The sequence below is a fragment of the Streptomyces sp. NPDC000880 genome, from assembly GCF_053599675.1.
Map to the genome: position 1 here is coordinate 1 of NZ_JBSFMS010000049.1, position 23,630 is coordinate 23,630.

15 protein-coding genes are annotated in these 23,630 nt (G+C 68.3%); 3 read left to right on the forward strand and 12 right to left on the reverse strand.

Features of this window, described 5'->3' with window-relative positions; genetic code table 11:
* Positions 1–91: 91 nt before the first annotated feature.
* The 8 genes from ACWDO5_RS18050 to ACWDO5_RS18085 form a co-directional block, all read right to left on the reverse strand.
* Positions 92–1,171: a CobW family GTP-binding protein gene (locus ACWDO5_RS18050; protein WP_450531308.1), complete on the reverse strand. Its 1,080-nt coding sequence runs from the start codon at positions 1,169–1,171 to the stop codon at positions 92–94.
* Positions 1,172–1,318: 147 nt separating this feature from the next.
* Entirely contained in the window at positions 1,319–3,703 is a 2,385-nt protein-coding gene (locus ACWDO5_RS18055; RefSeq protein WP_450531309.1) for a discoidin domain-containing protein, read from the reverse strand.
* A 56-nt stretch (positions 3,704–3,759) separates the two neighbouring features.
* A complete protein-coding gene (locus ACWDO5_RS18060) occupies positions 3,760–5,364 on the reverse strand; it encodes a glycoside hydrolase family 13 protein (protein ID WP_450531310.1) in 1,605 nt (534 codons plus the stop codon).
* Between the two features lie 157 nt (positions 5,365–5,521).
* Positions 5,522–6,400: a carbohydrate ABC transporter permease gene (locus ACWDO5_RS18065; protein ID WP_450531311.1), complete on the reverse strand. Its 879-nt coding sequence runs from the start codon at positions 6,398–6,400 to the stop codon at positions 5,522–5,524.
* A 16-nt stretch (positions 6,401–6,416) separates the two neighbouring features.
* Positions 6,417–7,376, reverse strand: a complete 960-nt coding sequence (locus ACWDO5_RS18070) for a carbohydrate ABC transporter permease (protein ID WP_450531312.1) — start codon at positions 7,374–7,376, stop codon at positions 6,417–6,419.
* Between the two features lie 3 nt (positions 7,377–7,379).
* Entirely contained in the window at positions 7,380–8,801 is a 1,422-nt protein-coding gene (locus ACWDO5_RS18075) for an extracellular solute-binding protein (protein ID WP_450531313.1), read from the reverse strand.
* A gap of 192 nt (positions 8,802–8,993) precedes the next feature.
* Positions 8,994–10,001 (reverse strand): LacI family DNA-binding transcriptional regulator, encoded by a 1,008-nt coding sequence (locus tag ACWDO5_RS18080; RefSeq protein ID WP_450531314.1) that lies wholly within the window; start codon positions 9,999–10,001, stop codon positions 8,994–8,996.
* A gap of 66 nt (positions 10,002–10,067) precedes the next feature.
* Complete coding sequence (locus ACWDO5_RS18085) at positions 10,068–14,357, reverse strand: discoidin domain-containing protein (protein ID WP_450531315.1); 4,290 nt, start codon at positions 14,355–14,357, stop codon at positions 10,068–10,070.
* A gap of 321 nt (positions 14,358–14,678) precedes the next feature.
* Here ACWDO5_RS18085 and ACWDO5_RS18090 point away from each other — a divergent pair, with 321 nt between their 5' ends.
* Positions 14,679–16,322 carry an ATP-binding protein gene (locus tag ACWDO5_RS18090; RefSeq protein WP_450531316.1) on the forward strand — a complete coding sequence of 548 codons (1,644 nt, stop codon included), beginning with the start codon at positions 14,679–14,681 and terminating at the stop codon, positions 16,320–16,322.
* Positions 16,319–16,999 (forward strand): DUF7342 family protein, encoded by a 681-nt coding sequence (locus ACWDO5_RS18095; protein ID WP_450531317.1) that lies wholly within the window; start codon positions 16,319–16,321, stop codon positions 16,997–16,999. The genes ACWDO5_RS18090 and ACWDO5_RS18095 overlap by 4 nt, the downstream gene beginning before the upstream one ends.
* A 42-nt stretch (positions 17,000–17,041) precedes the next feature.
* Here the strand turns inward: ACWDO5_RS18095 and ACWDO5_RS18100 are convergent, their stop codons facing one another.
* The 3 genes from ACWDO5_RS18100 to ACWDO5_RS18110 all read right to left on the reverse strand — a co-directional run bounded on the left by ACWDO5_RS18100 (position 17,042) and on the right by ACWDO5_RS18110 (position 21,919).
* Entirely contained in the window at positions 17,042–18,634 is a 1,593-nt protein-coding gene (locus tag ACWDO5_RS18100) for a solute symporter family protein (protein WP_450531318.1), read from the reverse strand.
* Positions 18,631–19,182, reverse strand: coding sequence for a DUF485 domain-containing protein (locus tag ACWDO5_RS18105; RefSeq protein WP_450531319.1), 552 nt, complete (start codon positions 19,180–19,182; stop codon positions 18,631–18,633). The genes ACWDO5_RS18100 and ACWDO5_RS18105 overlap by 4 nt, the downstream gene beginning before the upstream one ends.
* Before the next feature lie 619 nt (positions 19,183–19,801).
* A complete protein-coding gene (locus ACWDO5_RS18110) occupies positions 19,802–21,919 on the reverse strand; it encodes a DNA gyrase/topoisomerase IV subunit B (protein WP_450531320.1) in 2,118 nt (705 codons plus the stop codon).
* Between the two features lie 434 nt (positions 21,920–22,353).
* On the opposite strand from ACWDO5_RS18110, the gene ACWDO5_RS18115 reads away from it, so the two are divergent.
* Positions 22,354–22,584 (forward strand): DUF7455 domain-containing protein, encoded by a 231-nt coding sequence (locus ACWDO5_RS18115; RefSeq protein WP_307660675.1) that lies wholly within the window; start codon positions 22,354–22,356, stop codon positions 22,582–22,584.
* Between the two features lie 162 nt (positions 22,585–22,746).
* On the opposite strand, the gene ACWDO5_RS18120 is transcribed toward ACWDO5_RS18115, so the two are convergent.
* Positions 22,747–23,568, reverse strand: a complete 822-nt coding sequence (locus ACWDO5_RS18120) for a serine protease (RefSeq protein WP_450531321.1) — start codon at positions 23,566–23,568, stop codon at positions 22,747–22,749.
* Positions 23,569–23,630: the final 62 nt, after the last annotated feature.

Here is a 23,630-nt window from a genome sequence, read left to right on the forward strand (position 1 = left end):
CCTCCACTCCCCGACGCCACCACGCATACCGAGATCATCCCGCACCAATGATCACGAACGCAGGCGGGTTGCCGGTTACTGAGACACGCTCCTAGCCCGCAGCCTCTTCTTCCTGTGCGAAGTCTTCCTGTACGAACCGCAGAACGCCCCACATACTGTGCTCATCGGGGACGCCCTGCGGTCCGTTCGCTACGCAGGCCCCCAACTCCTTGCGCAGCGCACCCGCGTCGACGCCTGAGCCGATGAGCACCAGCTGGGTGAGGCGCTGCGCACCGCGCGGCCAGGGCTCGGGGTAGAAGCGCAGAAAGCGGCCGACCGCATGCACGGCGTATCTGTTGCCCGCGTCGGCCGCGCCGAAGTCGACGAAACCCTTGATCCGGTAGAGCCCTTCGGGCCGGGAATCGAGGAAGTCCATCAGCCGGCGCGGGATCATGGGCTCCTGCGCGGTGAAGTCGGCGCTCTCGTAGGCGGCATGCAGATGGCCCGCGTGATCCTGACCGTCCGCATGGTCGTGGTCGTCCTCGCGCAGGTCCTCGAAGGAGAGCTGGCGCACCTTCTCGTCCTGCTCCGGACGCACGGCGGGGTCGAAGAGCACCTCCGGGTCGACCCGCCCGTACGCCGCGGTGATCACGGGCGTACCGCCGCCGATCTTGCCGAGCGTCCCGAGCACGCGCTCAAGACCGGACTGCTCCACCCGGTCCGCCTTGTTCAGGACGACCAGATCGGCGACCGCGAGGTGCCTGTCGATCTCGGGATGCCGCTCCCGGGTGGCGTCGAACTCGGCCGCGTCGACGACCTCGACGAGTCCCCCGTACACGATGCGCGGGTTGTCGCTGGCAAGCAGCATCCGTACGAGCTCCTGCGGCTCGGCCAGGCCGCTCGCCTCGATGACGATGACATCGATCCGGGCGGCGGGCCGGGTGAGCTTCTCCAGATAGTCGTCCAGCTCGCTCGCGTCGACGGCGCAGCACAGACAGCCGTTCCCGAGGGAGACGGTGGAGCCGACCTGCCCGGCGACGGTCATGGCGTCGATCTCGATGGAGCCGAAGTCATTGACGATCACGCCGATCCGGTTGCCCCGGTTACGCCGGAGCAGATGGTTGAGCAGGGTGGTCTTGCCCGATCCCAGAAATCCGGCGAGGACGACGACAGGGATCTGCGGCTTGATCAAGGCGGCACCTCTGGGGATTCTCAACTGCTGCGGCGGTCCCCAGGATATGGCGGCCGGCCGACGGCCCCCGCCCGCCCAGGGCCGTTGCCATGAGCGGGCGGGAGCGTACGGGCATCTGTGACGCATCACGGACGCATCAGGGAGGCATCAGGAGCGGTAGGCCTCCACTTCACTGAACTGCGCGGCCGGCCAACCGGTGTTGGCGGTTACCGTGAGCCGCAGATGACGGGTGGTCGTGCCTGCGGGGAGCATGACCGAGACGGCGTTGCCACTCGCCGGGTCGAAGCGGTAGCCCTTCGACGCCACCAGGGTGGAGTACGCCGAACCGTCCGTGCTGCCCAGCACCGACAGTGTCTGGGTCCGCGCCTGCCAGGCCGTGGGTGGGGGCAGTTTCAGCACCAGCCGGGTGACCCCGGTGGCCGCGCCGAGGTCGACCGTCAGCGACTGCGGGAAGGCGTTGTTGGTGCTCTCCCAGTACGAGTTGGCGTCGCCGTCGACCGCCTTGCCGGGCGTGTAGACGTCGACGGAGCCAGTCGCGGTGGCCGGGCGGCCCTTGGCGAGGTTCCGGGCCGGGTCGGGCGGCGGTGTGGTGCTGGGATCCGGCGACGGGCTCGGGTCCGTGCCGCCGCCGTAGTCGGGTGCCGGCCAGGGCCCGCAGTAGGTGGCCGGGAGCTTCTCGTTCCAGCCGGAGTTGCCCCCTCCCTGGGTGAGGTTCAGCTGGCTGCCGAGGCAGCTGTGGACGGGCTCGGTGAATCCGATGTGCTTAGCCGTGACATTGGTGAACGAGGCGACGGCGGGATCGTTGAACTGGAGGGCGAAGGTGCCGGTCCCGTCGATGTTCACCCGGTTGAAGTGGACACCCTTGGTGGTTCCTGAGACGAAGTGGATCGCCGCGTAGGAACTGTCGAGGATGTCGGTGTCGGTGACATTTATCGTCGCCTTGTCGATGGAACTGTTGCGGGAGTCGAACCAGATCGCGCCGATCGGGAAGGGCCAGCCGTAGTCGGTGTTCCCGGCGCGGATCGTGGTGTTGCGGGCGAGCGTGAAGGTGCCCGAGACATCGGTGCCCTGGCCGGGCGTGACGCCCGGGTAGCGATTGCCGACGTGCAGCCCGCCGCCGTTGGTCAGCGATTCGGCCACCACATTGTCGGTGACCGAGATGTCCTTGCCGCCGTAGATCGCGATGTTGTTCGCGAGGATCGGCAGCACCACGGTGTTCTTGGTGAACGTATTGCCGACATTGGGCTTTGTGTCGGCCCACATCGCGAGGCCGTCGTCGCCCAGATTGCGCAGGAAGGTGTTCTCCACCGAGGAATTGGTCACTCCCCAGTGGAAGTTGACCCCGTCGGCGGTCTGGTCGAGGATCCGGCTGTTCTTGATGTGGAAGTTGTCCATCGGGCCGTCCATCCAGGCCCCGACCTTGGTGTGCTGCATCCAGACGTTGTCGACGACCGAGTCGCTCATGGCTCCGCCGATGGCGTTGACCTGGTCCTCGTCGACGCGCTCGGCAATCTCGCCAATGATCGCGAAGTCCTTCACCGTGACATTGCGGCTCGGCCCCCCGGCCTCGTGCGGGCGGATCTCACCGCTGTAGCCGCCGCCGGACACGTACTTGCCGTAGATCCCCGCGGCCCGCTTACGGTCGGTGGGGTGCCTGCCCGTCAGCACGCTGTACCAGGGGCCGGCGCCGCGCAGGGTCACCCGGTCGACCACGACATGGTCGGTGAGCTTGAAGGTGCCCTGCGGGATGTACACCTCCTTGGCCTGTGCCTGGCCGGCGTCGACGGCCCGCTGGAAGGCTGCGGTCGAGTCCGCGGCCCCGCTCGGGTCCGCCCCGTAGTCCGTCACGGAGAGCGAGCCGGCGGGGCGGCCGACCGGGGCGGCGACCTGCTCGAAGTCGGCGAGGTCCACCGCCGCCCAGGGCGTAGCACCGGTGGACGCCAGGGTGATCCTTACCTTCGATCCGGCGGGCAGGGTGCGGCCGAAGAGCGTTCTGGTCTCGTCGTAGAAGTGGTGCGGCTTGTCGCCCGGTGCGTTGGTGAAGGGGTAACTGCCGTAGAACCAGCTGTACTTCGAGGTGAAGTCGAGGTCCTTCAGCTTGGCGCCGTCGAGCCTGAGCTCGACCGGGGCGCTGATGCCCGTGCCGGCCGCGTTGTCCGGGACGGCGTAGCGCACGGTCATCGCGTTGGCCGGCTGGGTCAGCGTGAACTCGACGTACTCCCCTGCCGCGTCGAGGCGTACCGCCCGTCGGCCCGAGGCCTCGGAGGGCAGTGTGGTGTACGTACGGTCGGGGCCGATGACCGAGCCGCTGGTGACAGCGGTCTCCGCCTCCAGTTCGGTGAAGGGGACCGTGGCACCGCGCCCCTCGACGGCCAGCGGGGACAATGCCTGCCCGGCCGCGGCGGCCGGGGCTGAATCGGTCACGGCGGCGGCCGTACCCAGCGAGACGGCGCAGGCCAGTGCGGCCAGCAGGGCGATTAGTCGGCCACGTGGTGCGGCAGGTGCGCCAGGTGCGGCTCTTGTTGCGCTCATGACACTCAGACCTCCTGAGGTGGGGGGATCGATGACCGGCGGCGCCGGCCGCGGCGTCAGCTCCGCAGCCAGGCCGCCGTGTCCTGGGGGAGCCGGCCCTCGTCGTCCAGGGGGCCGCTCGTCAGCAGGACGCTTGTGTGGCCGGGGAGTTCGGCAGGTTCCCCGGCGAGATTGACCACGCAGATCAGGCCGTCGGTACGGGTGAAGGCCAGGACCCCTTGGGCGGACGGCAGCCATCCCAGCGGTCCGTCGCCGAACCCGGGCTCGGCGCGGCGGATGCGCAGCGCCTGCCGGTAGAGGGTCAGCATCGAGGTGGGATCCGTGGCCTGCCGGTCGGCGGCGTACGAGGCCCAGCCGCCGGGCTGCGGCAGCCAAGGCTCCGTGTCCGAGCCGAACCCGTAGTACGGCGCGTCCGCGGCCCACGGAAGTGGCACCCGGCAGCCGTCGCGTCCGGGGTCCACGCCCTGGGAGCGGAAGTGCATCGGGTCCTGGATGCGGTCGAGCGGAATGTCCGCCTCGGGCAGCCCGAGTTCTTCGCCCTGGAACAGATAGATGCTGCCGGGCAGGGCAAGCGAGAGCAGGGCCGCGGCCCTGGCGCGCCGGGTGCCGACGGCCAGGTCGGTGGGGGTGCCGAAGCGCTTCTTCGCGAAGTCGAAGCCGGTGTCTTCGTCCCGCCCGTAGCGGGTGACCGTCCGTGTCACGTCATGGTTGCAGAGCACCCAGGTCGCGGGGGCGCCAACGGGGGCGTGGTACGCGAGCGTGGTGTCAATGGATGCGTGCAGCTCCGCGGCGTCCCAAGGGCGGGCCAGGAAGTCGAAGTTGAAAGCGGTGTGCAGCTCGTCGGGGCGCAGGTAGCGGGAGAACCGGTCCGGGTCGGGCACCCACAGCTCGCCGATGAGCACCCCGCCGTACTCGTCGGCGACGGCCCGCCAGTCGCGGTAGATCTCGTGCAGCTCGTCGCGGTCGACGTAGGGGGTCGTGTCGTCCTGGTCGGCGTCCGGCAGCGCTGGGTCCTTGGCGCACAGCGCCGCCGAGTCGATCCGTACACCCGCCGCGCCGCGCTCGAACCAGAAGCGCAGCACGTCCTCGTGCTCCCTGCGTACGACCGGGTGGTTCCAGTTGAGGTCGGGCTGCTCCGGCGTGAACAGGTGCAGGTACCACTCCCCGTCGGAGACCCGGGTCCAGGTCTCCCCCGCGAACTGCGACGGCCAGTTGTTGGGCGGCAGTTCGCCCCCGTCACCACGCCCGGGACGGAAGTGGAACAGCTCGCGCTCGGGGCTGCCGGTTCCCGCGGCGAGGGCCGCCCTGAACCACACATGCTGGTGGGAGACGTGGTTCGGGACGATGTCGACGATGGTGCGGATGCCCAGTTCGCGGGCCTCGCCGATGAGCTTCTCGGCCTCGACGAGGGTGCCGAAGGCCGGGTCGACGGTGCGGTAGTCGGCCACGTCATAGCCGCCGTCCGCCATCGGCGAGAGGTACCACGGGTTGAACCAGATCGCGTCGATGCCCAGTTCGGCAAGGTGGGGCAGCCGGGCTCGCACCCCGGCGAGATCGCCGGTGCCGTCACCGTCGCCGTCGGCGAAGCTCCGTACGTACACCTGGTAGATGGCGGCGCTGCGCCACCAGTCGTCCGCTTGATCCGAATGAGGGGCTGCCACGTGACGGTCCTTTCGGGCAGGGTGGGACTCCGCCGCCGGCCCGGACAGCGGGGCGCCGGAGAGAGGCCGGCGGCGGAGGCGTGAGGCATGAGCGGTGCGTCGGGCCGTCGGGCGGCGCTCGAGGAAACTGGCCCCTTGGGAGCCGGCCCCTGAGGCGTCAGCCCTTGAGGCCGCCCGCGGTGAGACCGCTCATGATGTTGCGCTGGAAGATCAGGAAGATCAGCAGCGTCGGTACGGACGCGATGGCGAGCGCGGCGATCAGCACGTTCTCGGGCACGCCGTTCGCGAGGGAGTAGATACCGACATTGAGTGTCTGCTTGGCCGGATCGGGCAGGGTGAGCATCGGCCAGAGGAAGTCCTTCCAGACGCCGACGACCGCGAAGATGGAGACGACGCCCAGGATCGGCCGGGAGATCGGCAGCACCACGGACCACAGGGTCCGCACACGGGAGGCCCCGTCGATGGAGGCGGCATCGAGGAGTTCGCGCGGGATCGAGTCGAAGAACCGCTTCAGCAGGAAGATGTTGAAGGCGTTGGTGACGGACGGAAGCCAGATCGCCCAGGGTGAGTTGAGCAGATTGCGCTCCACGATCGGGACGTCGAGCACGGTCAGGTACTGCGGCACGACCAGGACGGTGGCCGGAATCATCAGCGTGACCAGCATCATCGCGAGGATGGCCTTGCCGAACACCGGCCGCAGCTTGGAGAGCGAGTAGGCCGCGGCGACGTCGAGGACCAGTTGGAAAGCGAGCGCCCCGAATGCGTAGTAGAGCGTGTTGAACAGCAGCCGGGACAGGTCCATCACGTCCCAGGCCCGGGAGTAGTTCTCCGGGTGGACCGTTTCGGGCACGAACGTCGGCGGTGACTGGACGATCTCCTGAGTGGTCTTGAGCCCGCCGGAGACCATCCAGTAGAGCGGGCCGAGGAAGACCAGCGTGAAGAGGCCGACCACCAGGGCGAAGACGACCCAGTAGAGGAACTTCCCACGCGGTCTGGCGAGTTGGGCCGGTGAGATGAGTGTGCGTGTACTGCTCATGTCCGTCTCCTCCGTCCTACTCGTCCTCGCTGCCGCGGCTGAGCCGTACGTACGCCGCGGAGAACACCGCGAGCAGTACGAGCAGGACCAGGCCGAGCGCGGCCGCGCTCCCGTAGTTGTTGAAGTTGAAGGCGTACTGGTAGATGAGGTAGACGACGGTCGTCGTGGAGCCCTCCGGGCCTGCGCCGCCCGCGAGCAGGAACGGCTCGGTGAAGACCTGCATCGTGGCGATGATCTGCATCAGCAGCATCAGCGAGAGGATCAGCCGGGTCTGTGGGATGGTGACGTACCAGATCTTGCGCAGCACTCCCGCGCCGTCGAGTTCCGCCGCCTCGTAGAGCTCCCCCGGTATGCCCTGTAGCGCGGCGAGGTAGATCAGCGTCGCGCCGCCCATGTTCATCCAGGTGGCGGCAATGACGACGGAGAGCATGGCGGTGTCGGGGTCCTGGAGCCACTGCTGCTGCGGGAGGTGCAGCAGTTCCAGGATCCGGTTGAACAGTCCGTATCCGGGGTCGTACAGATACTTGAAGAGCAGTACGGATGCGACCGGCGGGAGCATCACGGGCAGATACACCAGCAGTCGCAAGTAGCCCTGGGCGTGCCGGAATTCATTGAGGACCAGCGCCACGACGAACGGGACGGCGAAGCCGAGGAGCAGCGCGAGGCCGGTGAACAGCAGCGTGTTGCGCCAGGCCTGCCAGAAGGCCGGATCGTTGAAGACGGTGGTGAGGTTGGACCAGCCGGCCCAGGTGGTCTGTCCGCCCTCGGTCTTCTGGAAGGCCAGGATGAACTCCCTGACCATCGGATACCAGGAGAAGAACGAGAAGCAGAGCACGGCGCCGATCAGAAAGCCGTGCGCCGACAGATTGCGGCGCAGGGCCCGTACGAACGCCTCCCTCGATGCGTTCGTACGGAGCCTGGCGCCGTGCCCTGGGGGCGGTGCGGCCTTGCGTGGGGAGAGCGTGGGGGCCGACATCTGCTACTGGTTCGCCAGGATCTGGTTGACCTGCGTCTCCGCGGTGGAGAGCAGCCCCGCCACGTCCGCGTTCTTGTTGGTCAGGACTGCCGACATCACGTTGTCCAGGACCTTGTAGATCTCCTGGGCCTTGGGCGGCTCGGCCTTGCCCTTGACGGGGTTGTCCATGTAGGCCTTGAAGTTCTCGACCGGCATGGTGGCGCTGGCCGCGCGCGCCGCGTCGTCCTTGGTCTTGCTGGCGTTCAGCCAGAAGTTCGGCTGCGGGACGCCGACGGGGAGACCGTCGGCCTTGGTACGGGCCCAGTCGAACTGGCCCTTGCCCACGGTGAGGTTCTTGAAGTTCAGCCAGGCAACAGCGGCCTTGATCTTGTCCGGGGATATCCCCTTCTTGATCATGTAGCCGTTGCCGCCGAAGAGGGTGTTCTTCTCGCCGGGGATCGGTCCCATGCCGAAGTTCTCGTACTTGGCGCCGAGTTGCTGGACCATGTACGCGATGTCGTCGGGCGCGGCGAGGAACATCCCGAGCTTGTCGCTGGCGATCTGCTTCTGCAGGTCACCCCACTTGAGCAGCTGGGTCTTGCCCATGCTGTCGTCCTGCCAGCGCATGGCGTGGAGGTTCTCGGCGACCTGCGTGCCCAGGTCATTGTTGAAGGCGGCCTTCTTGCCGCTCGCGTCAACGATGTCCCCGCCGAGGCCGTACATGGTGGCGGTGAAGTGCCAACCGCCGGTGTTCCCTGCGCTGTACTCGCCGTAGCCCGCGATTCCACTGCCGAGTCCGGCGATCTTCTTGGCGGCCGCGCGGACCTCTTCCCAGGTCCTCGGCGGGTTGTCGGGGTCGAGTCCGGCCTGTTCGAAAAGCTTGCGGTTGATCAGGAGGCCCATGGAGTAGTTGCTGGTGGGGAGGCCGTAGAGCTTGCCGTCGTGCTTGAGGGAGTTCATGACGTCGGGGTCGATGTCCGCCATCGCCGGGACGGTCTTGGCGTTCACGTACGCGGAGATGTCCTCGGCGCCCGCATTGTCCAGCACCTGCTGAAGATCGGTGAAGTACGTATAGAACACGTCGGGCTGGGACTTGGCCTTCAGCATCGCGGTGAAGCGCGGCGGCTCAAGACACTGGCCGGGCGTCGAACGTCCCGCGATCTTGATGTTCGGGTAGGTCTTGTTGAACTCCTTGACGTCCTCGTTCCACTCCCTGAGCTCCGCGGCCTTGGCGGCCGGCGGCATGCAGTCGATCGTGAGCGTCAGCTTGGTCTTCGGGTCCAGCGGCGCTGACGGGTCGGAAGAGCCGCCGCCGGAGCCCTCGTCGTTGTTGCCGCTGCTGCTCGTGCCACAGGCGGCCAGGGCGGTGAGGGCGAGCGCGGAGACGAGGGCGGTCGCGGTGCAACGACCGGTACGGCGAGTACGACGGAACCAAGCACTTGTCATCGGTGGTCCCCTTCGGGCAAGAGCGTGGACGACCCGCGGCTGACACGCAGCGGGGGCGCGGCACACTCAACCACCGGCGACAGGAGGACGCAATATCTCGCGCCGATTTCGTAAATGTTTGACAGTCGCTGCACGCCGGGGGCGACAACCGGCGCCGGGCGGGGCCAGGGCCGACGCGGGGCGGGCGCGGCGCTAGCGCGGAGCCTGGGCCGTGGAGCCGCGCACCACCAACTCCGGCTCGAAGAGCAGCTCGCCGGGCGGGACCTCGCCACCCTGGATCTGCGCGCAGAGCAGCTCCACCGCGGCCCGCCCCATCGCCTCGATGGGCTGGCGAACGGTGGTCAGCGGCGGCTCGGTGCAGTTCATGAAGGCGGAGTCGTCGTAGCCGACGACCGACACGTCGCCGGGGACGGACAGACCGCGCCGGCGTGCCGCTCGTACCGCTCCAAGAGCGAGCGGATCGCTGGCGCAAATGAACCCGGTGACACCCCGGTCGAGCAGTCGAGTGGCCGCCGCCTGCCCGCCTTCCAGCGAGAACATGGAGCGCTCGATGCGTTCGTCGGGCAGCTCACGGCCGGCCGACTTCGCGGCCGCGTGGGCCGCCGCGAGCTTGCGGCGGGACGGCACATGGTCGGGCGGGCCGAGGACCAGGCCGATGCGTTCATGGCCGAGCGAGACCAGATGCCGCCAGGCCTGCTCCACCGCCACGGCGTCGTCGCAGGCGATGCAGGGGAAGTCGAGATTCTCGATGGAGGCGTTGATCAGCACCACCGGAATCTTGCGTTCGGCAAGCTGCCTGTAGTGGTCGTGCGGGGCGTCCGCCTGCGCGAAGAGCCCTCCCGCGAATACGACCCCGGACACCTGCTGCTGCAGCAGCAGCTCGACGTAGTCCGCCTCCGAGACGCCGCCCTTGGTCTGGGTGCAAAGCACGGGGGTCAGCCCCTGCTGCGCCAGCGCCCCGCCGATCACCTCGGCGAACGCCGGGAAAATCGGATTCTGCAACTCCGGAAGGACCAGACCGACCAGTCGCGCCCGCTCGCCGCGCAGCTGGGTCGGGCGCTCGTAGCCGAGCACGTCCAGGGCTGTCAGCACGGACTGCCGGGTGGCCTCGGAGACTCCCGGCTTACCGTTGAGCACCCGGCTGACCGTGGCCTCGCTGACCCCTACCTTCTTCGCCACCTGAGCAAGTCGTCGCGTCATACACGCAAGACTAGCGCAAGCCTTGCAAGCGGCTTGCGCTAGTCCGCGCTTATGGCGGCAAGTCGCCTAGGGGTTGATATTGATCTTGAAGGTGGAGGTCGTGTTCTTCACGTCCTGCACGTTGTTGCTGAACCTCAGACCGTTGAAGGTGACCTCACCGACCGCGGGCCCCTGGCCCGCCTCCGGCATCTCGTTCGCCCAGAGCCCGAAGCCGGACTTGGCGTCGTACGCGTCCCCGCTCTTGCGAGCGCCGGAGATCGAGATGTCGCTGAGGATCGTGTCCTTGATCGGGTACTGCGGCTGTCCTCCCACGTAGTTGGTCTGGAACATGATTCCGCTGTACGTCGGATCCACGATGTCGACGTTGTTCACCCGGATCCCCTGGAACACCTTCGAGGCCGAGAAGAGCCAGATCCCGGGGAAGGTCTGGGATCCCCAGAAGTGCCCGCCGGCCCGGACGATCGACACGTTCTCGACCGTCGTCGGCTCGGTCCCGAAACCGTTCATCGGATAGCCGAAGTCCAGCGAGCTGATGGTGATCCCGGAGTAGACGAGCGTGTCCGCGATATGGATGTTGCGGAAGGTGTTGTTGTAGCCGCCGTAGACGGCGATGCCTGCCGCACGCCAGGTGAGGATCGACGTCAGATTCTCGTAGACGTTGTTCTTCATGTCCGCGCCCCCGGCGTCGATCGCCGAGAAGAGCGCGAAGCTGTCGTCCCCGGTGGCCCGCGCCTCGTTGTTGGTCACGAGGTTGTCCGTCGACCCGTTGGTCATGTTGATGCCGTCGGCGAACATATTGCGGATACGGGAGTTCTTGATGGTGATCTTGTCGGTGTTCGCGCCCCAGTAGAGGCACACCATGTGCTCGTTCCAGATGTTGTCGATCACGATGTCCGAGACATTCGAGAAATCGAACACCTTGCCCGGACCGTCGATGCGCGAGGTGTAGTTCCCGAAGTACGCGAAGTTCGCGAACGACGAACCCTTCGCGGACGCCTCCGCGCGGAAGCCGACATCGGTGTTGTCCTGTGTCGACGGCGCGTTGAACCGGGTGTACCAGGGCCCGGCGCCGACCACCTTCACGGCCTTGCCGTACACCTGGAACTTGCTGGACGTCTGGTAGTCACCGGCCGGCAGATAGACGCCGACCAACGCGCCGGTCGTGTCCATCCGCACCTTGTCCAGGGCGTTCTGGACGTCCTGGTGAGAGAACCCGGCCGGCACGGTGTACGTCGCCGGATCGGGGTTGGCGATGGGCGCGACCTGCTCCAGGCTCACGAAGTCGATCGCGTACCTGGAGCTGTTGGCCGCGTCCTTCTGCAGCTTGATCTTGCTCCCCGCCGGGACGGAATCGCCCAGCATGATGTGCGCCTCGTCGTAGATATGGCGCGGGGCGCCGGATCCCGGAGAGTTCCCGGGACTGGCCTCCGCCCCGTACAGCCAGGCGTACTTGGAGGTAAGGTCGATCGCCTTGCGGAAAGCGCCGTTGACGTAGACGTTGAGCGTCGAGTCGATGCCTCCGCCGCCCGGCGAATCCGGGATGGAGAACCGCGTCACCAGGGTGTTGGTGCTGGCCCTGGCCGTGAACTCCACATAGTTACCGGTGTTGTTGAGGGTGACGGCCTTGCGGCCCGACGCCTCGCCCGCGACGTCGCCGACGGTCCGGTTCGGTCCGACGACCTCTGCGCCGCCGCCCGCCGCGCCGTCCTCCGCCTCGTACATGTCGTACGGCATATTGGCACCACGGCCGACGAAGAGCGCCTGGGTGCTGGTGTTGTTCTCGCGCTTGACCGGCAGTTCATTGGCGTCGTCCGCGATGACGACCCTGACGGTGTACGAACCATTCGCGGCCGTCCAGCTGCCGAGGTGCACCGGCGTGGTGGTGGCGCCCGCGGCGATGATTCCGCTGTGCGCACCGGTCAGGGTCTTGATCGTCGCTCCCTTGGAGTCGATCAGGGAGAGGGTCAGACCGTGGCTGCCGCCCGCGGACGGCTGTGTGCCCTGGTTCTTGACGGCCACGGAGAAGGTGACGCTGTCGCCGTTGGCCGGGGCCGACGGCGAGGTGCTGACCGCGGCGGCGACCAGGTCCGAGCTGGCGACCGGCTTCACCACTAGTGAAGTGGCGCTGGTGTAGGTGTTGTTGGTCTCGTTCTGCTCGATGACGGCGTTCGCCTCGTCGGCGACGGCGCTGAGCTGGTACGTGCCCGCGTCACGCGCCCCGATCGTCGCGCTGACGGTCGCCTGTGCCCCGGCGGCCAGAGCGCCGACCTGCGCCGTGGCGACCTTGGTGCCGCCGAGCCGGAGCGCGACCGCGCTCGCGGCGGAGGCGTCGGGTCCGCTGTTGCGTACGGTGGCTGCCAGGGTGATCGGGTCCGACTCGACGGGCGCTGCGGGCGACGCCGTCAGACCGGTGACCTCCAGATCGGGGTTGGGCGCCGGAACGCCCAGGACCTGGAACTCCGCCACCTGGCCCGCGGTCGCACCGGTGTTGGAGGTGAACTTCAGCTGTACGTCGGCGACTCGCGCCTCGACCGGGACGGTGACCGCGTTGCCGCTCGCCGGATTGAAGGTGTAGTCCTTCGCCGCGGCCAGGCTGGTGAAGCCTTGCGCGCTCTGCTCGCGGCCGAGCACCTGGATGTTCTGCGTACGGGCGCCCCAGCTGCTGTCCGGATTGAGCTTGACGACCACGCTGCTCAGGTCGGCGTTGGCGCCCAGCTTCACGGTGAGGGTGCCCGGGTAACTGCCCGCGGCGCCCTCCCAGTAGGTCGTCAGACTGTTGTCGTTGGCGTTCTCCGCGACAAAGGTGTGGATCACGGAGGAGGCGCTGATCGGCTTGCCGACCGCGAGGTTGGATGCCGAGCCCGTGGATCCGTTGCGGGTCACTGTGTTGCTGTTGCCGGACTCGTTCCCGGCGGCGTCCTTGGCGCGTACGAAGTACGAGACCGTCGCGCTCGCGGGCTGCGTGTCCGTATACGTCGTGAGATTGCCCGCCACGCTCTTGCGCAGCGTGTTGTTGGCGTAGATGTCGTACCCGGCGATGCCGGTGTTGTCCGAGGACGCGCCCCAGGTCAGCTTGATCTGGCCGGCGGCGGGCTCGGTGAAGGCGAGAGAGGCGGGTGTGGTGGGCGCCTGGGTGTCGCCGGTGTCTCCCTTGCGGGTCACGGTGTTGCTGTTGGCCGACTGGTTCCCGGCCGCGTCCTTCGCGCGTACGAAGTACGCCACCGTGGCGCTCGTGGGCTGCATGTCCGTGTACGTCGTGACGTTCCCGGCGACGCTGGTGCGCAGTTCGTTGTTGGCGTAGATGTCGTAGCCCGTGACGGCGGTGTTGTCGGTGGACGCGTCCCAGGTCAGCTTGATCTGGCCGGTGGCCGGCTCGGTGAAGGCGAGCGCCGTGGGAGCCGTAGGGGGCTGGGTGTCGCCGGTCGCCGGGCCATAGATCTCGAATTCGGAGACCTGGGCGGCTGCCCGGCCGGTGTTGGCGGTGACCAGGACCCGCACGTACCGCGTGGTGGCGGCGTCGAAGGAGATCGTCACCGACTGGCCGCCGGCCGCGTTGAACTCGTACGCCTCGGACGCGGTCAGATCGGTGAAGTCTGTGCCGCCCGGGCTGCCCTGGATCTGCAGGGTCTGCGTTCTGCCTGCCCAGCCGTCGGGCAGGCGCAGGACGACCCGGTCGATGCGGACGGAGGAGCCCAGGTCGGCCTGAATCCACTGCGGGAGATCGCCGTTACGGCTCTCCCAGTAGCTGGCCCGGTTGCCGTCGTTGGCGCCCGCGGCCGTGTAGACCTCGGTGTGGCTGCTGGCCGTCAGAGTCTTGCCGCGGGCGAGATTGACGGAGGACTCACCGGCCGCGTGGACTTCGAGTTCGGACAACTGGGCTGCCTGCCAGCCGGTGTTGGCCGTGATGTGCACGCGCACGAACCGAGTCTGGGCGGCCGGGAAGGCGATGGCCACCGTATTGGCCTGGCCAGGGCTGAAGGTGTACGCGGCCGAGGTCTTCAGGGTCGTGAAGCTGGTGCCGTCGGCGCTGCCCTGGACGGAGAGGGTCTGCTGCCTGCTCTCCCACCCGGCGGGGAGCTTGAGGACCACTTCGTCGATCCGGCTGGTGCTGCCGAGGTCGGCCTGCACCCATTGGGGGAAGCTCGTACCGGCGCTCTGCCAGTACGTCGCCTGGTTTGTGTCGGTGATGTTGCGGGCGACGTACTCGCTGTGGGCGCTGCTCGCCGCCGCGGGACGGCCCGCGGCGATGTTGGGGCCGTCTGCCGCCGATGCGGTGAGTGACGGCCAGGCGATCATCAGAAGACTGGCGGTGATCACGGCGGAGAGCACCCGCCAACTCCAGCGTTGCGGTCTCATATGTCCCCGATCTTCGGCCCCGTGCGCTGACGCAACGAAGCGCGGCTCTGTCGGCGTACCTGTGCGACTGGCGTTTGTGCACTGTCGGACTGAGTCTTTTGCACGTGGCGGTCAGAGAGTTGCAGAGTTATGCCAAGTCGTCTACTGCCATGACCGCGCCAAGTGGCCGGCGCTCGCTCGCCCGGAACCCCGGAATCCGGCGGCACCAGCGGCTTTACCGCCGACTTCCAAGAAAACGTAAGTAGACTGCAAAATGCGCAAGTCATTTGCGCAGAAATGGAAGTTTCGGAAAGGCCGCTCGGCCATCTACCGTTCCTAGGCATGAGCCCCGTTCCGACCACCCCCGCCCGGCGTCGGCGGTTCGGCTGGCCGCAGCGGGTTTTCTCCCAGGTCCTGCTGATGCAGCTGGCCATCGCCACTGGTGTCACTGTGCTGGCCACCGGTCTCTTCCTCGCGCCGCTCAGCGCCCAGCTCGACGATCAAGCGATGCGCCGGGCGCTCGCCATCGCCGAGACCACCGCGTCCCCGGAGGTCGCCGACGAGCTGCTCGGCTCACGGCCAACGGCCGCCGGTTCGGTACAGGCCGAGGCCGAGCGGATCCGAGAGGCCACCGGCGCCGAGTACGTCGTGATCATGGACAGGCGCGGGGTGCGCTGGTCCCACACCGCCCCCCAGGAGATCGGCCGCGTCGTCTCCACCGACCCCAGCGAGGCGCTGGCGGGCAATGAGGTGATGGAGATCGACAGCGGAACGCTCGGCCGTTCCGCCCGCGGAAAGGTGCCGCTGCGCGACGACGGCGGCAGGATCGTCGGCGCGGTGTCGGTCGGCATCGAGTACGACAGCGTTCGCGCCCGGCTGCTGGCCGCGATCCCCGGGCTGCTCGCGTACGCCGGCGGGGCACTGGCCGTCGGGGCCCTGGCCGCCTATCTGATCTCCCGCAGGCTCCAGCGGCAGACGCATGACCTGGCCTTCTCCGACATCTCCGCGCTGCTGGCGGAGCGCGAGGCGATGCTGCACGGCATCCGGGAAGGGGTCGTGGCCCTCGACAGGTCGGGCCGGATCCGGCTGATGAACGACGAGGCGCAGCGGCTGCTCGGCCTCGGCCACGAGGCGATGGGGCGGCCGCTCGACGAGGTGCTGGGCGAGGGCAGAACCACCGACGTACTGGCGGGCCGGGTCACCGGCGAGGACCTGCTGACCGTACGGGGCAGCCGGGTGCTGATCGCCAACCGGATGCCGACCAACGACGGCGGCGCCGTCGCCACCCTGCGCGACCGCACCGAGCTTGAGCAGCTCGGCCGCGAGCTGGACTCGACCCTGGGACTGATCGACGCCCTGCGCGCACAGGACCACGAGCACGCCAACCGGCTGCACACCCTGCTCGGACTCCTCGAACTGGAGATGCACGAGGAGGCGGTGGAGTTCGTCACCGAGGTGGTCGGCGTGCACCGGGCCACCGCCGAGCAGGTCACCGAGAAGATCCATGATCCGCTGCTGGCCGCACTGCTGGTGGGCAAGGCGACGGTAGCGGCGGAGCGCGGCGTCTCGCTGCGCATCGCGCCGGGGACGCTGCTGCCCGACCGGCTGGTGGACCCGCGCGGTCTTGTCACGGTCGTCGGCAACCTCGTCGACAACGCGCTGGACGCGGCCGCCGGTTCGCAGGACCCGCGGATCGAGGTCGAGCTGCGGGCCGAGGGCCGTACGGCCGTCCTGCGGATCGCGGACAGCGGCCCCGGAGTCCCGTCCGAACAGCGGGAGTTGATCTTCACCGAGGGCTGGTCCACCAAGGAACTCCCGGCCCATGGCAAGCGCGGACTCGGCCTGGCGCTGGTGCGCAGGCTGGCGGAACGGCAGGGCGGCAGCGCACGGGTGCGCGAAGCGCCGGGCGGCGGCGCCGAGTTCACCGTCGTACTCCCCGAAGCGCTGACCGAGCCGGGGCTGGCCGCTGTCGTGGAGGCACGATGATCGACGTACTGGTGGTGGACGACGACATCCGGGTCGCGGAGATCAATGCGGCCTATGTGTCCAAGGTGCCCGGCTTCCAAGTCTGCGCGAAGGCCTACTCGGCGGCCGAGGCGCTCGCCCGGATCGCCGACAGCCCGGTGGACCTGATCCTGCTCGACCACTATCTGCCGGACGGGAACGGGCTCGCGGTCGTACGGGAGCTGCGCAGGCTGGGCCACCAGACCGATGTGATCATGGTGACCGCGGCCCGGGATGTGGCCACTGTCCAGGCGGCGATGCGCCATGGCGCGCTCCAGTACCTGGTGAAACCGTTCAACTTCGCGGGCCTGCGCGCCAAGTTGGAGGCATATGCCTCGCTCCGCCGCACTCTGGAGGGCGGCGGCGAGGCGGAGCAGGCCGAGGTGGACCGGATCTTCGGCGCACTGTCGGCCGGCTCGATCGCCCCGGACCTGCCCAAGGGCCACTCGCCGACGACCGCCGAGCTGGTGCGGCAGGTGCTGCTGGCCGCCGAGGGACCGCTGTCCACCCAGGAGATCGCGGAGCGCGCGGGGGTGAGCCGGCAAACGGCGCAGCGCTATCTGAAGCTGCTGGAGCGGGCGAGCCGGGTGCAACTGAGCCTGAAGTACGGCGAGACGGGCCGCCCGGAACACCGGTACCTCTGGTCGGCGAGCATCTGATTTCAAGCCCGTCCGCGGGCGGCTTTCGGCCGGCCGCGAGCTTCAGACCGCTCCCGCACCCGTGAGCGCCCGCACCTCCGTCTCCGCGTACTTCGCCCCATCCGGCGGCTCCGTAGAGGTGACGGTGCCGAACCAGCCCGCCAGGAAGCCCAGCGGGATGGAGACCAGCCCCGGGTTCTGCAACGGGAAGACATGGAAATCCACCCCCGGGAAGAGCGCCTCCGGGCTGCCCGTCACGACCGGCGAGAACACCACAAGCAGCACCGCCGGAATCAGCCCGCCGTACACCGACCACACCGCGCCGCGCGTGGTGAAGTTCCGCCAGAACAGCGAGTAGAGCAGTACGGGCAGATTGGCGGAGGCGGCGACCGCAAAGGCCAGGCCCACCAGGAACGCGACGTTCAGATCGCGGGCGAGCAGGGCGAGCGCAATGGCGGCCGCCCCGATGCCGACAGCGGCCACCCGGGCGACCGCGACCTCGCTGCGCTGCTTGGAGTGGCGGCGCTTGAGTGAGGCGTACAGATCGTGGGCTACCGAGGCCGAGGAGGCGAGGGTGATACCGGCGACGACGGCGAGGATCGTCGCGAAGGCCACGGCCGCGACCACCGCGAAGAGAACCGTGCCGCCGGTCGATCCGGCGCCCCCGCCAAGATTGAGGGAGAGCAACGGAACCGCCGTGTTCCCGGCGGCGTTCGACGCGCGTACCACATCGGAACCCACCACCGCGGCCGCGCCGAAGCCGAGCACGATCGTCATCAGATAGAAGCTGCCGATGAGGCCGATCGACCAGACGACCGAGCGGCGGGCGGCCCGCGCGGTCGGCACGGTGTAGAAGCGGGACAGGATGTGCGGCAGCCCCGCCGTGCCCAGGACGAGCGCCAGGCCGAGGCTGATGAAGTCGAGGCGCGCGGTCCAGTTCCCGCCGTACTTGAGGCCGGGCGAGAGGAAGTCCTTGCCGTGGCCGCTCCGTTCGGCGGCGGAGTTCAGCAGCTGGTTGAAGTCACCGTGGAAGCGTGTCAGTACGAGCACGGTCATCGCGATCGCGCCCGCCATCAGCAGCACGGCCTTCACGATCTGGATCCAGGTGGTGGCTCGCATCCCTCCCAACGACACATAGATCACCATCAGTGCACCCACGCCGATCACGGTCCACGAGCGCGCGGCTTCGCTCGTACCGCCCAGCAGCAGCGCGACGAGGCTACCGGCCCCCACCATCTGTGCCACCAGATAGAGAACGGATACGGCAACCGAAGAAGTTCCCGCCGCAATGCGGACCGGGCGCTCGCTCATCCTCGATGCGACGACGTCGGCGAGGGTGAAGCGGCCGCAGTTGCGCACCAGTTCGGCGACGAGGAGCAGGACGAGGAGCCAAGCGACCAGGAAGCCGACGGAGTAAAGCATTCCGTCGTAGCCGTAGAGGGCGATGAGGCCGGAGATGCCGAGGAACGATGCGGCGGACATGTAGTCGCCGGCGATGGCAAACCCGTTCTCCATGGGGGAGAAAAGCCGACCGCCCGCGTAGAACTCCTCTGCGGAACCACGCCTGTTGCGGCTCACCCAGGTCGTAATGGCGAGGGTGAGCGCGATGAACGCACTGAAGAGCAGCAGCGCCAGAGTCTGGTGGTCGCCGCTCAACGCTCGTGCCCCCGCGTCGTCTCCTGTGCTCTCGCCTGCTCCTGGGCCCTTGCCTGCTCCTGTGCTTTCGTCTGCTCCTGCACCCTTGTCTGATCGAACACGGCCCAGCGCAGATCGAGCGCGGCCCGGTCCCGGCGCAGCCGCGCATGGCGGGCATACGCCCAGGTCAGCAGGAAGGTGGTGAGGAACTGTCCGAGCCCGGCGACCATCGCCACATTCACCGCGCCCGCCACCGGCCGGGCCATCAGCCCGGGAGCCGTGGTGGCCGTGACGACATACGCCAAGTACCAGGTGAGAAAGGCGAGCGCGGCGGGGACGACGAACCTCCTATAGCGGCCGCGCACCTCCTGGAAGGCGGCGCTGCGCTGCACTTCAAGATAGATGTCGGCCGCGCACGGCCCGGCGCCCTTCCGGTCCGCGGACTGCGGCGGCAGGACGGGCGCGGGGGCGCCTGTGCCGTCCAGCTCGCCCCAGCCGGAGGCCAGCGCGTCGTACCACGGGTCGTCGAACCGTACCCCCGCGGCGTCCCGCCCTTCCTGCTTCTCCACCGATCAACTCTCCTTGTCGGCGAACCGTTTCGGCCGCGTGTACAAGGATGGACAGAGCAGGAAGATCCCGGACGCATCTCCCGCCGGTCTTCACCCCATCAGGTGATCCCCGACCCGGGTGGCTGCGCGAGGCCTTCCCGGTAGGCGTACCGCACCGCACGAGCTGCACGGAGAGGCTGTGCCCGAAATCCACAGCACCGCCGAGGGAACGTCCGCCCCGGCGGCGTACGCGCCAGCCCCCACCGCCGCGACTGCTGCGAGCAGTCCCGAGCGAGGGCAGCAGCCGGTTGGCCAGGGTCGTCTCGTGGGAGCCGAGCATTGCCACGGTTCAGAAGAGCAGGCCGAGCGGCGGAAGCACCGCCCGCCAGCCGTGGAGGGCCCAATGCGTACGCGCTGAAGACGGCCCACGCCGCCATGGAGGCCAGCAGGGCGATGTCGAGGGCGGTGCGGACGCGCGGTACCCCCAACCGGGACAGCGCTTCCCGCGTGGGCCACGCGGTCCACTGGCTGCTGGGCGCGTCGGGACCTCCTCCGTCGCCCTCGATGCTACGGAGTGGGACCCTGGCCCGGGATCAGGGGCGGAGCCGACGGCTCCACCCCTGAGTGGGCGGGGACGTTGTCAGGCGTCGATCCGCGAGCGGTCCAGCGTCGCGGCGGAGCTGGTGATGAACTCCTTGCGGGGCGCGACCTCATTGCCCATGAGCAGGTCGAAGACCTGCTCGGAGGTGTCCAGGTCGCCGATGTTGATCCGGCGCAGGGTGCGGTGGCGCGGGTCCATCGTGGTCTCCGCGAGCTGATCGGCGTCCATCTCGCCGAGGCCCTTGTAGCGCTGGATGGCGTCCTTGAAGCGGACCCCCTTGCGCTGGAACTCCAGCAGCGTCTGGCGCAGCTCGCTGTCGGAGTACGTGTACACGTACTTGTCCTGGCCCTTCTTGGGCTGGACAAGCTCGATCCGGTGCAGCGGCGGCACGGCGGCGAAGACCCGGCCCGCCTCGACCATGGGCCGCATGTAGCGCTGGAACAGAGTCAGCAGCAGAATGCGGATGTGGGCGCCGTCGACATCGGCGTCCACCAGCAGAACGATCTTGCCGTAGCGCGCCGCGTCGATGTCGAAGGTCCGCCCCGACCCGGCCCCTATGACCTGGATGATCGCGCCGCACTCGGCGTTCTTCAGCATGTCCGAGACGGACGCCTTCTGTACGTTGAGGATCTTTCCGCGGATCGGCAGCAGCGCCTGGAACTCGCTGTTCCGGGCGAGCTTGGCTGTGCCGAGCGCGGAGTCCCCCTCGACGATGAAGAGCTCGCTGCGCTCCACGTCGTCGCTGCGGCAGTCGGCGAGCTTGGCGGGCAGCGAGGAGGTCTCCAGGGCCGTCTTCCTGCGCTGCGCCTCCTTGTGCTGGCGGGCCGCGATACGCGTACGGGCGGCGGCCACGGCCTTCTCCAGCACCGCGCGGGCCTGCGCCTTGGCGTCCCGCTTGGTGGAGGTCAAGAACGCCTTGAGCTCCTTGGCGACGACACTGGCCACGATCCTGTTGGCCGCCGAGGTGCCCAGCACCTCCTTGGTCTGACCCTCGAACTGCGGCTCCGCCAGCCGGACCGTGACGACCGCGGTGAGGCCCTCCAGGGCGTCGTCCTTGACGATGTCGTCCTCGGCGACGCGCAGCAGCTTGGCGGAGCGCAGCACCTCGTTCACCGTCTTGGTGAGGGAGCGCTCGAAGCCGGTCACATGGGTGCCGCCCTTGGGGGTGGCGATGATGTTCACGAAGGACTTGACAGTGGTGTCGTATCCCGTGCCCCAGCGCAGGGCGATGTCGACGCCGAGCTCCCGGGTGACCTCGGTGGGGGTCATGTGGCCGCGGTCGTCGAGGACCGGGACGGTCTCCTTGAAGGTGCCCTGCCCGGTCAGCCGTACGACGTCGCAGACGGCCTTGTCCTGGGCGAGGTATTCGCAGAACTCGCTGATACCGCCGTCGAAGCGGAAGATCTCCTCGCTCTTCCCCTCACCCTCCAGGTCCCGCTCGTCGCGCACCACGATGGTCAGGCCGGGCACCAGGAAGGCGGTCTGGCGGGCGCGCTGGTGGAGGTTCTCCAGGGAGAGCTTGGCGTCCTTGAGGAAGATCTGCCGGTCCGCCCAGTACCGCACGCGCGTGCCGGTACGGGTCTTGGGCACGCGCTTGCCCTTGAGCAGCCCGTTCGCCGGGTCGAAGGGGGCGTCCGGGCCCGACTCGGTGAAGATACCGGGGACCCCGCGCCGGAAGCTGATCAGGTGGGTCGAGCCGCCGCGATCCACCTCGACGTCGAGGCGGGCGGAGAGGGCGTTGACGACGGAGGCGCCCACGCCGTGCAGCCCGCCGGACGCGGCGTACGAACCGCCGCCGAACTTGCCGCCGGCGTGCAGCTTGGTCATCACGACCTCGACGCCGGAGAGGCCGGTCTTGGGCTCGACATCGACGGGGATACCCCGGCCGTTGTCCTTGACCTCGACGGATCCGTCTTCGTGCAGGATCACCTCGATGTGGTCGCAGTGGCCCCCGAGGGCCTCGTCGACAGAGTTGTCGATGATCTCCCAGAGGCAGTGCATCAGACCGCGGCTGTCGGTGGACCCGATGTACATTCCGGGGCGCTTGCGGACCGCCTCGAGCCCCTCGAGTACGAGCAGGTGCCGCGCGGTGTAGTTGGAACCGTCACGGTCTGCGGTCAGCACCGCTGTGGACGGCACGGACGTTTCGGCGGTCACGCGGTTCGCTCCTCGCTGAATTTCAGATGTGGCCCAGTGGGGTATAGGCCCGGCGTCGGTCGCTCGGTCAGAGGGTACAGAGGCCTGGTAGAGCCGATGTAACGCCACCCTCGTGATTTCTCATGCTAGTCCAGCCTCGCATACATGTTCGATCCCTCGATGGAGTGACGTGCACATCACGTTCCCTTCCAGGCATGAACCATTTAGGCTCCGGGCACGTCCTCATGAACAACCGGCAACCCAGCCGGGAGGGCCAAACGAGACAAGCAACGCGAAATCCGTAGAGCGAAGCAATACGGCTCATTCGCCGCCAACCGCCAGCAGACAGCCACCTCGAGAAGAAGTTTCGAGGAAAAGCCCCGAGCGGGAACGTTTTCGGGCTGGTTGGATGTTGACCCTGGTACGACAGCTCGTCGAGCTAGAGAAGAGGCGACGTGACTACTGTTCTGACCCCCGCGAGCCCGCTGACGGCCGCTGATCGGTGCGACCGCTGCGGCGCCCAGGCGTACCTGCGTGTCGTCCTGACCAGCGGCGGTGAACTGCTCTTCTGCGCCCACCACGGGCGCAAGTTCGAGCCGGAACTCAAGAAGATCGCCGCGGAAATACAGGATGAGACCGACCGACTCACGGCCGTGCCGGCCGCTGTTGGTGAAGAGGAACACTGACACCTCGCATCCGACTGACGAGCCAAGGGCCGGTCACCAGGACCGGCCGACGGGCGGCTACCCCTGAGTACCAGGGGCGGCCGCCCGCTCTCATACGGTGACCGCGGCGGTGGTGGCTGAGGCGTCTTGCGGCCCTCAGTCGCCGACGTGAGACCTCATGCCTCAGTTCGGCTGCCGGACCACGGCCGAGATCCGCGTATACACCCCCGGGCTCTTCGCCTGCCCGCAGCCGCTGCCCCACGAGACGAGGCCGATGAGCTTCCCGCGGGCCACCAGCGGCCCTCCGCTGTCCCCCTGACAGGCGTCCCGCCCGCCCTTGGCGTCTCCTGCGCAGAGCATCGTGGACGCCACGTAGCGCGCGCTCAGGCCGCCCGGATAGGCCTGTTCGCAGGCCTGGTCCGGCAGGACCGTCACCTGGGCGGCGTGGAGGGAGGTCGGATAGCTGCCGTCCCCTTTCGTGTCGCCCCAGCCGTAGACGGTGGCGCTCGTCCCCGGCTGGTAGGCCGGGTCTCCGGGGCCCGCCAGACCGATCACTTGGGAGGCGGGCAGCGCCTTGGCCAGCGTCAGCACCGCCAGGTCCGCGTTGTTCGTCGTGGGGCTGTACTGCGGCGCGACCTCGGTGCCACTGACCGCGATCTCCTGGCCTCCCGCGCCGACCAGCTCCGAGCGCCCGGACAGAACGCGCAGGTCGCGGATCTCGCTCACATCCTGGCCGAGGACGGCCCGGTTCAGGCAGTGAGCGGCGGTCAGCACCTTCGTCGGCGCCACCACGACACCTCCGCAGAACTGACCGGCGCGCGTACCCCCGAACCGGTGGCGGCTGGCCAGCGCAACGACCCATGGGCTGTCGGCGACACGTGCCGGATAGCCGCCCACGACCACTCCGTCCGCGGCGGCTGGTACGGGCGATGTCACTGGCGCCACTGCCACCGCGGTAATCAGGGCCAGTGCCCCGGTCAGGGCTCGAGTGAGGGAACGACGCATAAGGGCCTCCTGACTCAGCGTGCAACAAGTCCACACTCAGAGTCAGCCAGCAGACCACAGCC